This is a genomic window from Streptomyces sp. NBC_00683, assembly GCF_036226745.1.
In the GTDB taxonomy this organism is placed as follows: Bacteria; Actinomycetota; Actinomycetes; order Streptomycetales; family Streptomycetaceae; genus Streptomyces.
This window is the reverse complement of the sequence record NZ_CP109013.1, coordinates 7,748,743-7,760,988: the sequence shown is the minus strand read 5'-3', so window position 1 is coordinate 7,760,988 and position 12,246 is coordinate 7,748,743. Positions and strand designations below refer to the sequence as shown.

12 protein-coding genes are annotated in these 12,246 nt (G+C 72.6%); 8 read left to right on the top strand and 4 right to left on the bottom strand.

The window, feature by feature from the left end; translation table 11 throughout:
• Window positions 1-44: 44 nt before the first annotated feature.
• Window positions 45-578: a GNAT family N-acetyltransferase gene (locus OG257_RS33790; protein ID WP_329213662.1), complete on the top strand. Its 534-nt coding sequence runs from the start codon at window positions 45-47 to the stop codon at window positions 576-578.
• Here the strand turns inward: OG257_RS33790 and OG257_RS33785 are convergent.
• Window positions 566-1,279, bottom strand: coding sequence for a cupin domain-containing protein (locus OG257_RS33785; protein ID WP_329213660.1), 714 nt, complete (start codon window positions 1,277-1,279; stop codon window positions 566-568). The genes OG257_RS33790 and OG257_RS33785 overlap by 13 nt on opposite strands.
• Window positions 1,280-1,539: 260 nt before the next feature.
• On the opposite strand from OG257_RS33785, the gene OG257_RS33780 reads away from it, so the two are divergent.
• From OG257_RS33780 to OG257_RS33765, 4 genes are all read left to right on the top strand, one after another.
• Complete coding sequence (locus OG257_RS33780; protein WP_329213658.1) at window positions 1,540-2,625, top strand: WD40/YVTN/BNR-like repeat-containing protein; 1,086 nt, start codon at window positions 1,540-1,542, stop codon at window positions 2,623-2,625.
• Between the two features lie 56 nt (window positions 2,626-2,681).
• Window positions 2,682-3,359: a uracil-DNA glycosylase gene (locus tag OG257_RS33775; protein ID WP_329213656.1), complete on the top strand. Its 678-nt coding sequence runs from the start codon at window positions 2,682-2,684 to the stop codon at window positions 3,357-3,359.
• Window positions 3,356-4,354 (top strand): N-acetylglucosamine kinase, encoded by a 999-nt coding sequence (locus OG257_RS33770; RefSeq protein ID WP_329213654.1) that lies wholly within the window; start codon window positions 3,356-3,358, stop codon window positions 4,352-4,354. Before OG257_RS33775 ends, OG257_RS33770 begins: the two co-directional genes overlap by 4 nt.
• A 138-nt stretch (window positions 4,355-4,492) precedes the next feature.
• Window positions 4,493-5,416, top strand: a complete 924-nt coding sequence (locus OG257_RS33765; RefSeq protein WP_329213653.1) for a sirohydrochlorin chelatase — start codon at window positions 4,493-4,495, stop codon at window positions 5,414-5,416.
• A 100-nt stretch (window positions 5,417-5,516) separates the two neighbouring features.
• Here OG257_RS33765 and OG257_RS33760 read toward each other — a convergent pair whose 3' ends face one another.
• Complete coding sequence (locus OG257_RS33760; RefSeq protein WP_329213652.1) at window positions 5,517-6,590, bottom strand: lactonase family protein; 1,074 nt, start codon at window positions 6,588-6,590, stop codon at window positions 5,517-5,519.
• Window positions 6,591-6,750: 160 nt separating this feature from the next.
• The gene (locus OG257_RS33755; RefSeq protein WP_329213651.1) at window positions 6,751-8,262 is read right to left on the bottom strand and encodes an FUSC family protein; all 1,512 of its coding nucleotides are present in this window, start codon (window positions 8,260-8,262) and stop codon (window positions 6,751-6,753) included.
• 274 nt (window positions 8,263-8,536) lie between these two features.
• Here OG257_RS33755 and OG257_RS33750 point away from each other — a divergent pair, with 274 nt between their 5' ends.
• From OG257_RS33750 to OG257_RS33740, 3 genes are all read left to right on the top strand, one after another.
• Window positions 8,537-9,019: an Lrp/AsnC family transcriptional regulator gene (locus OG257_RS33750; RefSeq protein ID WP_329213649.1), complete on the top strand. Its 483-nt coding sequence runs from the start codon at window positions 8,537-8,539 to the stop codon at window positions 9,017-9,019.
• A 24-nt stretch (window positions 9,020-9,043) separates the two neighbouring features.
• Window positions 9,044-9,736 (top strand): HAD family hydrolase, encoded by a 693-nt coding sequence (locus tag OG257_RS33745; RefSeq protein WP_329213647.1) that lies wholly within the window; start codon window positions 9,044-9,046, stop codon window positions 9,734-9,736.
• Between the two features lie 233 nt (window positions 9,737-9,969).
• A complete protein-coding gene (locus OG257_RS33740) occupies window positions 9,970-11,181 on the top strand; it encodes a serine/threonine-protein kinase (protein WP_329213645.1) in 1,212 nt (403 codons plus the stop codon).
• A 37-nt stretch (window positions 11,182-11,218) separates the two neighbouring features.
• Here OG257_RS33740 and OG257_RS33735 read toward each other — a convergent pair whose 3' ends face one another.
• The gene (locus OG257_RS33735; protein WP_329213643.1) at window positions 11,219-12,211 is read right to left on the bottom strand and encodes an aldo/keto reductase; all 993 of its coding nucleotides are present in this window, start codon (window positions 12,209-12,211) and stop codon (window positions 11,219-11,221) included.
• Window positions 12,212-12,246: the final 35 nt, after the last annotated feature.

The following is a 12,246-nucleotide window of genomic DNA, read 5'->3' as shown; positions in this document are numbered from 1 at the left end:
ACCCTGTTGGCGGGGCGGGGACCGCGTGCGTACCGTCGCGCCTCGTGACTCCCACCCTGCGCACCGGGCGCCTGCTGCTGGTTCCGTACACGCCTGCCGACGAGGACGGGTTCGTGGCGCTGTTCCAGGACGTGCGGGTGTCCCGGTGGATGGGCGACGGGCCTGCCGCCGAGGCCGAGGACCGGGCCCTGTTCGGGAGGATCTTCTCCGACGTGTACGCGCGCGGGCTGTTCGACGTGTGGGCGGTCCACGAGGACGGCAGGAGGGTGGGTCACGCCGAGATCAAGCCCACCCCGGAGTCGGGCGGCCACGAGATCGTCTACGCACTGGCTCCCGAAGCCTGGGGCCGCGGCCTCGGCACGGAGCTGGCCACGGCTCTCGTCGGATACGGCCTCGGCCCCCTCGGCCTGCCACACGTGCACGCCACGGTCGCCGCGGAGAACACCGCGTCCCTGGCGCTGCTGAGCCGTATCGGCTTCCAGCATGTCCGGGACATCGCGGAGGACGACGGCAGCACCACCCGGCTGCTGACCCGCTCGCGCGGGCTCACCGCCGCCGGAGCCGGTCAGCCCGGGTAGACGTCGAGGCGGCCGCACATACCGAACCTCCCGAGCGCTGAGGGCTGTTCGGCGTGCACCCGGGCATCGCGCAGGTGCGCGTCCTCGCCGCGTGCCAGTGCGTCGAGGTGCCGGCCGGTCGCCCTGGACGCGGCCGCCGCGCCCTGCTGCCAGCGGGCGCGCCAGTCCTCGGCCCGGGGGCGTACGAGCTCCGCGGCGGCCCGGTGGAACGCTGCCAGCGGCCCGGGGTCGCCGGCCTCGGTGGCGTCGCGCAGTGCGAGGAATCCCTGGACGGCGAGGTCGCGGCGGGTGCGCGCGGCGAAGGCCTGCGCGTCCTCGGTGCCGCCGGGAAGGGTGGCGGCCGCACGGTAGAGCCCGGCATCGGCGAGGATCCGGGGCGGAAACGTGAGCACGGCATCACCCGCTTCCGGCAGCCCGCTGTTCTGCATGAGGACGACGATGCGCAGCCCGTCCTCGTTGACCAGCCGGTGGATGGTGCCCGGGGTGAACCACACGAGGGCCCCGGGGGCGAGCGGGGTCTCCTGGAAGCCCGACGCCGTGAGGGTCTGTACGGAGCCGCTGCCGCCGACGACCACGTACCCCTCGGAACACGTCAGGTGCAGATGCGGGGTGCCACCGCGCAGGCCGTCCTCCGTGGGCCAGTCGTAGACCCTGAGGTGGGACACGGCGACAGCGCCCGGCAGTCCTTCGAAGGTCGTCACAGGTGCTCCTCGGTCGGGTGTCGTCGCCTGCCGGGGCCGCCGATCCGGCCGTCCCCCGGTCCGTTCCGTCCGTCCCCGAGTGCGTCGCACGCCCGGGCAGCAAGCGCTTTCCGCACCAGCCAACCCGGCGTACGGACGAGGGTCAAGGGCGCCTGCCGCAACAGCGCCGGGCGGGCGGCGGCCGTATGTGCGGGCCACTGTCAGTGGCCCGGTGCAGACTGTCCCGTATCCGGCACAACGGCGTTTCGGGAGGTCTTGTCATGACCGATGTACTGCTCACCGTAGGCACCCGCAAAGGACTCTTCATCGGCCGCAGGCGCGGCGGCGAGTGGGAGTTCGGTGATCCGCACTTCAACGCGCAGGCCGTCTACTCGATCGCGATCGACACCCGCGGGCCGGCACCGCGCCTGCTGGTCGGCGGCGACAGCGCGCACTGGGGCCCCTCCGTCTTCCACTCCGACGACCTGGGCGCCACATGGGTCGAGCCGAAGCAGCCGGCAGTGAAGTTCCCCCAGTTCACCGAGGCGTCGCTGGAGCGGGTCTGGCAGCTGCATCCCGCCGGGCCCGAGGCACCCGGCGTGGTGTACGCGGGGACGGAGCCCGCGGCGCTGTTCCGGTCCGACGACGGCGGCGAATCCTTCGAGCTGGTCCGCCCGTTGTGGGAGCACCCGACGAGGTCGAAGTGGGTGCCCGGCGGAGGCGGCGAGGGACTCCACACCATCCTGACCGACCCGAGGGACGCCCGTGCGGTGACCGTCGCCGTCTCCACCGCGGGCGTGTTCCGGACGAAGGACGGCGGCGAGCGGTGGGCTCCGTCCAACAAGGGGGTCTCCGCGGTCTTCCTGCCGGACCCCGACCCCGAGTTCGGCCAGTGCGTGCACAAGGTCACCCGTGACGCGGCCGATCCCGACCGGCTCTACCTGCAGAACCACTGGGGGGTCTTCCGCAGCGACGACTCCGGGGACAACTGGACGGACATCGGTGCGGGCCTGCCTTCGGACTTCGGCTTCGCCGCCGCCGCGCATCCGCACCGCGCGGACACGGTCTACGTCTTCCCGATCAACGCCGATGCCGACCGTGTCCCCGCCGATCACCGCTGCCGGGTGTTCCGTACGCGTGACGCCGGAGCGACCTGGGAGCCGCTGACGCAGGGCCTCCCCGACGGCGCCCACTACGGCACGGTGCTGCGCGATGCGCTCTGCACGGACGACGCCGATCCGGCGGGCGTCTACTTCGGCAACCGCAACGGCGAGGTGTACGCGAGCGAGGACGACGGGGACAGCTGGCAGCAGCTCGCCTCGCATCTGCCCGACGTGCTGTGCGTGCGGGCGGTGGTGCTCGGCTGACCCGCAGCCGACCGGTGTGGTCGTAGCACCGGTGGACCACCAGTAGAGTGCGGCCCGTGGCAGCACGACCGTTGAAAGAAATCGTTGAGCCGGGGTGGGCGCAGGCCCTCGAGCCCGTGGCCGAACGCATCGCCGCTATGGGCGACTTCCTCCGCGCGGAGATCGCCGCGGGGCGCACCTACCTGCCCGCGGGACCGAATGTGCTGAGGGCGTTTCAGCAGCCCTTCGACGAGGTGCGCGTCCTGATCGTCGGCCAGGATCCGTACCCGACACCGGGGCATGCGATCGGCCTGAGTTTCGCGGTGGCACCCGAGGTGAGTCCGGTGCCCGGGAGTCTGGAGAACATCTTCCGGGAGCTGCACTCGGATCTGGGCCTTCCACGGCCCTCCAACGGCGATCTGACGCCCTGGGCGCAGCAGGGGGTGCTCCTGCTCAACAGGGCGCTGACGACGGCCCCCAGGCGGCCTGCGGCGCACCGGGGCAAGGGGTGGGAGGAGGTCACCGAGCAGGCCATCCGGGCGCTGGTCGCCCGCGGCACACCGCTCGTGTCGGTGCTGTGGGGCCGTGACGCCCGCAATCTGCGGCCGCTGCTGGGCGACTTCCCGGCGATCGAGTCCTCGCACCCCTCCCCCATGTCGGCCGACCGCGGCTTCTTCGGTTCGCGCCCGTTCAGCCGGACCAATGAACTGCTGCAGCGCCAGGGGGCGCAGCCGGTCGACTGGCAGCTGCCGTGACGGCGGCGCCGGACCCGTTCGTCGTCGGTGTGGACTCCGGCGGGTCCGGGCTGCGTGTGGCGCTCGGGACCGTCGGCACGGAGCATCCCGTGTCCACCACGGTCTGCGCCGAACCGGTGCGGACGGGAACGGCCGGCATCGATGCCGGGCACATGCTGGAGCAGCTTCTGCCGGCGGTCCGGGGACTGCTGGAGGAGGCCGGGCGGGGCGCGGCGATCGCCGCCGTGACCATCGGGGCCGCCGGGATGGCGACGCTCGGCGGGCAGTTGCGCGCCGAGCTGCCGGCAGCGCTGGCGCAGGCGCTCGGCGTGCGGCGGGTGGCGCTGGCCGCCGACGCGGTGACCGCGTACGCGGGTGCGCTCGGGCAGCGACCGGGTGCGGTCGTCGCGGGCGGCACGGGCATGATCGCGCTCGGTACCGACCTCACGGCATGGCGCAGGGCCGACGGCTGGGGCCATCTGCTGGGTGACAGCGGCGGCGGCGCCTGGATCGGCCGCGCCGGACTCGACGCGGCGATGCGCGCCCATGACGGGCGGGCGGGCGGTTCCCCCGGACTGCTCGCTCGGCTCCAGGAAATTTTCGGTCCTGCTCCCGATCTCCCGGGGCTCCTCTATCCGCGAGGCGACCGTCCGGCAATGCTCGCTTCCTTCGCCCCCGAAGTCGCGGCCTGCGCCGCCGACGACGAGGTCGCGGCCGGCATCCTGCGGGAGGCTGCCGTCCACATCGCCGAAGCGGCAGCGGCGGTCTGCCCCGCGGCCGCGGGCGCCGGGGACGGCGGTTGCGAAGTCGCCCTGACCGGCGGCCTGTTCCGGATGGGCGATCCGCTCACCGGGCCGTTGCACGAGGAGCTCGCGCGACAGGTTCCGCAGGCCCGCGTGGTGCCGGCGGCGGGTGATCCGCTGCACGGTTCGCTGGCCGTCGCGCGGGCTCTCGCCCTGTCGGAGCTGCGGCTGCCCGCCCACCCGGCACTGCTGTTCGTACCGGAGGTAACGTGAGCATTCCGAGCATCTGACCGCCCGGACAGAGCAGGGCAGTTGACCGGTATGCCACTCAACAGACATAACCGGACAGATAACGCCCGACCGCCCCCTCCCCGAACAGAGGGGCACCCAAAACCAGTAGCATGCGGCGCCATGAGCACCCCCACTGGGCCCGCTTCCGGCCTGCCTGTACGAATGCCGCGACCTCGCCAGTCCGGACGGCACCGCCGCCCGGAGCCCGTGGTCGCACCTGAGGGCGCTGCCGCGCTCGTTCTCGCCGTTCCCGGTACCCCTTCCTCGGCCACGCGCAGCCTCGCCGAAGAAGTGATCAGCATCGCCCGTTCCGAGCTTCCCGGTCTGAACGCACAGATCGGTTATCTCGACGGTGACGACGCCGAGTACCCCACGCTCGTCTCCGTACTCGCGCACACCGCCGCCGAGCGCACCGCGCGCTACGAGCAGGCCATCGCCGCGGGTCGTGAGGTCTCCGAGCCGCAGGGTCCGTCCGCCGTCGTGGTGCCGCTGCTCGCGGGGCCGGACAGCGCCCTGATCCGGCGGATACGGCAGGCGGTCATGGAGAGCGGCACCCAGACCGAGCTGACCGATGTGCTGGGCCCGCACCCGCTCCTCGCCGAGGCACTCCACGTGCGCCTCTCGGAGGCCGGCCTGGCGCGCGCCGACCGTGCCAGGCTGTTCACCGTGGCGACCGCGGCGGACGGCATCGTGCTGGCCACGGTGGGCGGCGACGAGGCCGTGCAGGCCGCCGGGATCACCGGCATGCTGCTGGCCGCGCGCCTCGCGGTTCCGGTGATGGCCGCCGCGCTGGATGTGGAGGGTTCGGTCGCCTCGATCGCCGCGCAGCTCCAGAACTCCGGTTCCGCCCAGCTCGCGCTCGCGCCGTACCTGGTGGGTCCGGAGGTCGACGCCGGCCTGCTGGAGGCCGCCGCGAAGGAGGCCGGCTGCGCGACCGCCGAGCCGCTCGGCGCGTACCCGGCCATCGGCAAGCTCGTGCTCTCGCTGTACGCGACGACGCTCGGCATCACTCCTGCGACGCCGCAGGGCGCCCAGGCGCACTGATCGGCGGCACGGACCGGATGGCCCCGGTCCGTGCCGCCTGCCGTTATCCGGGCGTGCCCCCGGGACTCACGGGGGACGCTCCCGGGCCGCCGCGACCGCCTCAGGCGAAGACGACGCAGGAGGCGGCGGGAGCCTCGATGGAGCCCGCGTGGGCCGGGACGCCCGTTTCCGCGTCGACGGCGAACCAGCTGACGTTCCCGGAGTGCTCGTTCGCCACGTACAGCCACTGCCCGGTGGGATCGAGGGTGAGGTCGCGGGGCCATTGCCCGCCGCAGCCCACGGCCGCGGCCAGGACCGGCTTCTCGGCCGTCTCGTCGAGCGTGAGGACGGAAATGCTGTCGTGGCCGCGGTTCGCGGTCCACAGGAACCGCCCGTCGTGCGAGACGACGATCTCGGACGGGTACGTACGCCCGTCCCCGGCCGTGACACCTTCGGCGTCGTGGGGCAGCACAGGCGTCTCACCGACCGGCTCGAGCCGGCCCGTGGCCGCGTCCCAGCGGCATACGGTGACGGTCGGCTCCAGCTCGTTCAGCACGTAGGCGTGTCCCCCTGACGGGTGAAAGGCCAGGTGCCGCGGTCCGGTGCCGGGGCGCAGCACGGTCTCGCCGTGCAGCCGCAGCGACCCGGTGCGCGGGTCGAGGGCGCAGACGCGCACGGAGTCCGTACCCAGGTCCACGCTCACCACCCAGTTCCCCGAGGGGTCGGCGAGCACCTGGTGTGCGTGCGGGCCCGCCTGGCGGCCGGTGTCGGGCCCGCTGCCCTCGTGCCGCAGCACGGAGGCCGCCGGGCCGAGGGAGCCGTCGGCCCGTACCGGCAGCGCGGAGACGCTTCCGGAGCCGTAGTTGGCGGTGACCAGATGACCGGCGGCGAGCGCCAGGTGTGTGGGGCTGCTCCCGTCGACGGACCGCACCGGACCGACGGGCCGCAGGCCGTCGTCGCCGATCTCCCATGCGGCGGCAGCCCCGTCGGAGGTCTCGCTGACCGCGTACAGAAGTCGGAGACCCGCTTCGGAGGCGGGGCCGACCGTGAGGAAGGAGGGGTCGGGAACCGCGTCCGTGGCCGCGAGCACGGTCAGCGCCCCGGTGTCCCGGTCGACGGCGACCGCGGTGATTCCGCGTCCGCCGGCCGAGGTGAACGACCCTATGAATGCCCGCCCGGCGCTACTGCTGCCCATCGCGCTACCCCGCCTTTGCCGTCTGCCGCGATCTTCCCGTGCGACGGTAGCAGGCAGCGCTTCGTGGTCCAGACCAATCCGGAAAGCCCTCGCGGACCCGTAGCGCTCGCGTACGTACCGGGCGCCGGCCGAACGGCCCACTCAGCGGGACGGCAGCCTCTCAGGCACGGATCAGCGGGGCCCGGGGGGAGCTGTGGAGCGGCGCGGCCAGGTCGGCGAGCGCCCGCTCCAGACTGTGCAGATGGGCGAGCGCGGGTTCGGCGACACCGGCGGCCGGCAGGACGCCGGCTACGGGGACCGCCTCGTGGTGCCTGCGCCCGGGCGCCGTCAGCGCTTCCACGGATGCTTCGACACGCCAGCAGGCGGCGGCGAGACGGGCGTCGTGCGACGCCTCGGGGTCCGCCGCGACGGACGCGAGACCGCGCACCTCGCGTGCGCACACGTCGAGCAGTGCGAGCACCTGCCCGGCCCGCGCCTTACGGGCGCGCAGCGGGCTCAGGGGATGGACGAGCGGGCCGAGCGAGAGCCGTACGCGCCCGAGGAGCACTTCCAGTTCGGCAACCCGGGGAGCCGGGTCCGCCGTCGCCGAGCCCGCGAGCCGCGCGGCGGCCTCCGCGGTGCAGGCGTGCACACAGCGCAGGGCCCGCTGGATCCAGGCATCGGTCGTGGCGTGCGTGGTGACCGGCAGCAGGAGGAGTACGGCCGCCATCGCACCGAGCGCCCCCACACCCGTCTCCACGAGCCGCAGCGCGAGCAGCGAGGGGTCCAGCACGCCGAGGGCCCCGTAGAGCGCACCTGCCATGACGGTCACCGAGAACATCATCCAGGTGTACGAGACCGCCGCCGAGTAGAAGATGCCGAAGACACCTGCCGCCACGACGACGGCGGTGGGCACTGCGGCACCGTGCAGCGGAACGACGACGATCAGACCGACGGGGATGCCGATCAGTGTGCCCAGGACCCGGCGGAATCCCCGCACCAGCGTCTCGCCACGGGACGCGGTGTTCACGAAGACCCACCAGGTGGCGCCCACGGCCCAGTACCAGCGCTGCTCGGAGAGGAGCTGGCCCACCAGGAGCGCGAAGGCGCCGCCCGCGGTCGCCTGGATCGCCTGGCGTGTGGTCGCGCGGGCCAGCCCCCGGCCGGCCACGGGGGGCAGTACCGAGGGTGCGGGCAGTCGCCGCTCGTAGCACCAGAAGCCGAAGCGGACGGCGGAAGAGGCCAGCAGGGAGAGGCCGACCGCGGAGTACAGCTCGGGCAACTGCCCGGGGAGTGTGTGCAGGAACTGGGTGACGAAGAAGGACATGAAGGCGAACACACCGAGCGCGTGCCCACGGGGCCCCCACCGCCGGGCGTACACGCCGGCGCCCATCACCGCGAGGAAGGCCGCGTCGCGCGCCACCGGCTGGTCGTGCAGCAGGGCCGCCAGGGCCAGCACGGGGAGCCCTGCGGCGGGCAGCAGAGCCGTCGTGAGGGCCTGCCCGCGCACGGTGGGGTCGGTCACCGTGAACAGGGCCAGCAGTGCGGCAAGACCACCGGTGATCGCCCCGACGAGCGAGTGACCGGCCAGCCCGCACACCACGACCGCGAGCCCGATGCCGAGGACGGCCCGGACCCCGCTGCGCAGGCGCAGCCGTCCCGGATCCGCGGCAACGAACATCCTCTTCAGCAACGAAGGCTCTCCCCTGTGAACCCGGCCCCGTGCACCGGCATGAAAAAGGCGCCACGGGGATCCGCAGCGCCATCGACAGATACATGAGAGCATCCCGGCGCCTCATGGCTCAAATCGCGACGAATACACTGGGCCATTGGTACATCCAACGGCCCACATCGCGTGCCACGAGTAGGCCAACGGACCCAGTCGGCCCCAGGGCGCACCGATCGCGGGCCGCGCCACGGTTACAGTCGGGCGAAGGATCACCGAGCCAGGAGGAGAACGGCCGATCATGGCGGTGGACGCCCTCGACACCCGAATCCTCCGGCTGCTCATCGAGCAGCCGCGCACCAGCGTCCGCGAGTACGCGCGCATCCTGGGAGTGGCGCGCGGCACCCTCCAGGCCCGGCTGGACCGCCTGGAGCGGGACGGCGTGATCACCGGCACGGGACCGTCGATCTCCCCCGCGGCCCTCGGCCACCCGGTGCTCGCCTTCGTCCACCTGGAGGTCACCCAGGGGCACCTGGACGAGGTGGGGGACGCGCTGGCAGCGGTCCCGGAGATCATCGAGGTGTTCTCGACGACCGGCGGCGGGGACCTCCTGACCCGCGTCGTGGCCCGTGACAACGGTCATCTCGAGGATGTGATCCAGCAGCTGATCCAGCTCCCCGGCGTGGTCAGGACGCGGACCGAAGTGGCCTTGCGCGAGAGGGTGGCGCACCGGGTCCTGCCTCTGGTCGAGGCGGTGGGTCGGGCGGCGGGCAGTCCGGGCTGATCACCGGCTGGCATGCTGGAAGCCATGAGTTCCAGCCGCACCCGGGCCCCTTGGGTCATCTTCGATCTCGACGGCACGCTCGTGGACAGCGAGCCGAACTACTACGAGGCGGGGCGCCGCCTCCTGTCCCGGTACGGCGTACAGGACTACGACTGGGAGAAGCACACCCGCTTCATCGGGATCGGCACCCGGGAGACCCTGGCCGTCCTGCGCGCGGAGTACGGGATCGAGGCGCCGGTCGAGGAGCTGCTGGCGGGGAAGAACGCTCTGTATCTGGAGCTCGCCGGTGCTTCGACCAATGTCTTCCCGCAGATGCGGCTCCTGGTGGAGCGGCTGCACGAGGACGGGGTCGTGATGGCGGTGGCCTCGGGTTCGTCCCGGGCGGCGATCGGAGCCACCCTCGCCGTCACCGGGCTGGACGCGTACATCCGGCTGTACGTGTCGGCCGAGGAGGTGGCGCGCGGAAAGCCTGAGCCGGATGTGTTCCTGGAGGCCGCCCGCAGGCTCGGCGCCGAACCGGCGGACTGCGTGGTGCTGGAGGATGCCGTGCCGGGCGTCGAGGCGGCGCACGCGGCGGGAATGCGCTGCATCGCGGTTCCCTTTGCCGAAGAGATCGCCGGTGAGGCCGCGTTCGCGACTGCGGAACTGCTCTTCCCCGGCGGGCAGGACGAGTTCACCGCAGGGGCCGTGCTCGACCGTCTCCGCCAGGTCCCGTAGTCCGGATCAGGCCGGATCAGGCCGGATTCGGCGGGGAGGTGGCGGCCCCGGCAACCGGAGGCCCGGCGGACGGATATCCTGATCAGGCCGCACACCCCACGTACCGTACCGAGCCGTTGAGCCCGATGAGGTCGCCGCTGCGGCAGTCGGAGCGGGCCACAGTTCGAGATAGGTGTGCACAGGTGCTGGTAGCTGGTCGGTACCGGTTGATATCCCCCATCGGTCGTGGCGGTATGGGTGAGGTGTGGCGCGCCACGGACGAAGTGCTGGGCCGGGCCGTGGCGGTGAAGCTGCTGCTCGGGGACCATGCCGACGCCTCGTCGACCGCCCGGTTCCGCCTGGAGGCGCAGACCGCGGCGCGTCTGAGCCATCCTCATCTGGTGGCCGTCTTCGACTTCGGCTCGTGGGAGGACCGCTTCTATCTGGTGATGGAGCTGGTCGAGGGCAGGAGTCTCGGGGATCTGCTGGAGGCTCAGGAGTCGGTCCACCCCGAGCAGGTGGCCGACATCGCGGGCCAGGCGGCCGCGGGTCTGGCGGCCGCGCACCGGCAGGGCATCGTGCACCGCGACATCAAACCCGGCAACCTGATGCTGGACGCCGACGGTACGGTGAAGATCGGCGACTTCGGCATCGCCCAGTTCGTCGACGACCCCTCGACGGCGCTGACCACCGCCGGCCACATCGTGGGCACGAGCCTGTATCTGGCTCCGGAACGGGCGCTGGGCCGCACGGCCGACTCGGCGTCGGACATGTACTCCCTCGGGTGTGTCATCTACCAACTCCTGGTCGGTCAGCCGCCGTTCCGTTCGGACACCGCGACCGCGACGCTCTACCAGCACGTGGACACGCCTCCGGTGCCGGTGAGACAGCGGGGGGTCGGCGTCTCCCCCGCCTTCGATTCGTATCTGCTGGGGCTGCTGGCGAAGAAGCCCGAGGACCGGCCGAGCGCGCAGCAGGCCTCCGAATGGTTCCGCAGCGGCGCCTGGCGCGGGCGCCCCGAGCCGCTGCCGCAGCAGCACGCTGCCGCCCCGCGGCCCGTCGCCCCGCGGCCTGCCACCCCTGCCGCTCCGGGGCCGGGTGCCGCCACTCCGGACACCGGGGGCATGTCGACGTACCGGTTGCCGCAGCCCACCGGGCGCAGACGGGCGACTCCTGCGCCCCGGGCTGCCAGATCAGCCGCCACGCGCCGCCTCAGTGCGGGTGAGGCCATCCGCCGGCGGCCCCGTGTGGCGAGTGCCGTCGCCGGAGCCGTCGCCTTCGTGGCGGCGGTGTATCTGGGAACGGTCCTGTTCTCGCCGGACTCCGGTGCGGCGGACGTCCCGGATCCCGGTCCGACGCCGACGCTGCAGTCGCCCGCACCTGTCGAACCGGCCGGCCCTGCCGGGGACGGGCCCCGGCAGGACGGTCAGCAGGGCGGCGAGGACGGCGAGGATTCGGACGACTGAGCCCCGCCGCGATGCCCGGCCGTAGCTCGTGTCCGCGTCACCAGCGCGCGTGGATCTCCGCACGGATCCGGCGGTCGTACAGCTCCCGCACCGCCTCCAGCGTGCTCAGCGGCAGCGGGGCAAGAGAGGCCGCGGCGGCGTTGGCCCGGGACTGAGCCACCGAACGCGCACCGGGGATGACGCTCGTGACACCGGGCTGCTGGATGATCCAGCGCAGCGCGGTCTGGGCCGAGGTGGCACCTTCGGGAGCGAGTTCGGCGAACTCGGCGGCAGCGGCCACACCGGTCGCGTAGTCGACGCCGGAGAACGTCTCGCCCTGGTCGAAGGCCTCGCCGTGGCGGTTGAACGTGCGGTGGTCCTCGGGGGCGAAGACCGTGTCCTTGGTGTACTTGCCGGACAGGAGTCCGGAGGCGAGCGGGACCCGCGCGATGATGCCGACCCCCGCCGCGGCAGCCGCCGGGAGGACCTCGTCCAGCGGCTTGAGGCGGAACGGGTTGAGGATGATCTGCACGCTCGCGACACCCGGCCTGGCGATCGCCGTGAGTGCCTCCGCGCACGTTTCGACGCTGACCGCGTAGGCGCTGATCCGCTTCTCGGCGACGAGCGTGTCCAGGGCGTCGTAGACCGCGTCCGAGGAGTAGACACTCGTCGGCGGGCAGTGCAGTTGTACGAGGTCGAGCGTGTCGACGCCGAGGTTGGCGCGCGAACGGTCGTTCCAGCTGCGGAAGTTGTCCAGTACGTAGTTCTCGGGGACCTGGTCGGCGCGCCGGCCCATCTTGGTGGCGACGAAGACGTCCGCGTCCGGACGGCCCTTCAGGTAACGCCCGATGAGCTGTTCGCTGCGACCGTCCCCGTAGACGTCGGCGGTGTCGAAGAAGGTGACTCCCGACTCGACGGCCGCGTCCAGGACATCGAAGGCGTCGGCCTCCCGCACCTCACCCCAGTCCCCGCCCAGCTGCCATGTGCCCAGTCCTACGACCGATACGTCACGTCCGGTCCTGTCCAGTGTCCGCTGCTCCATGGGGAGCATGCTACGTCCGCCCGTGGGGCCGGCGGCGTGACCGA

Bases quoted from the DNA above. Each gene is read 5' to 3' on its own strand.
- OG257_RS33765 (WP_329213653.1), top strand. From the start codon at position 4,493: ATGAGCACCCCCACTGGGCCCGCTTCCGGCCTGCCTGTACGAATGCCG.
- OG257_RS33735 (WP_329213643.1), bottom strand. From the start codon at position 12,211: ATGCTCCCCATGGAGCAGCGGACACTGGACAGGACCGGACGTGACGTA.
- OG257_RS33780 (WP_329213658.1), top strand. From the start codon at position 1,540: ATGACCGATGTACTGCTCACCGTAGGCACCCGCAAAGGACTCTTCATC.
- OG257_RS33740 (WP_329213645.1), top strand. From the start codon at position 9,970: ATGGGTGAGGTGTGGCGCGCCACGGACGAAGTGCTGGGCCGGGCCGTG.
- OG257_RS33760 (WP_329213652.1), bottom strand. From the start codon at position 6,590: ATGGGCAGCAGTAGCGCCGGGCGGGCATTCATAGGGTCGTTCACCTCG.
- OG257_RS33745 (WP_329213647.1), top strand. From the start codon at position 9,044: ATGAGTTCCAGCCGCACCCGGGCCCCTTGGGTCATCTTCGATCTCGAC.
- OG257_RS33750 (WP_329213649.1), top strand. From the start codon at position 8,537: ATGGCGGTGGACGCCCTCGACACCCGAATCCTCCGGCTGCTCATCGAG.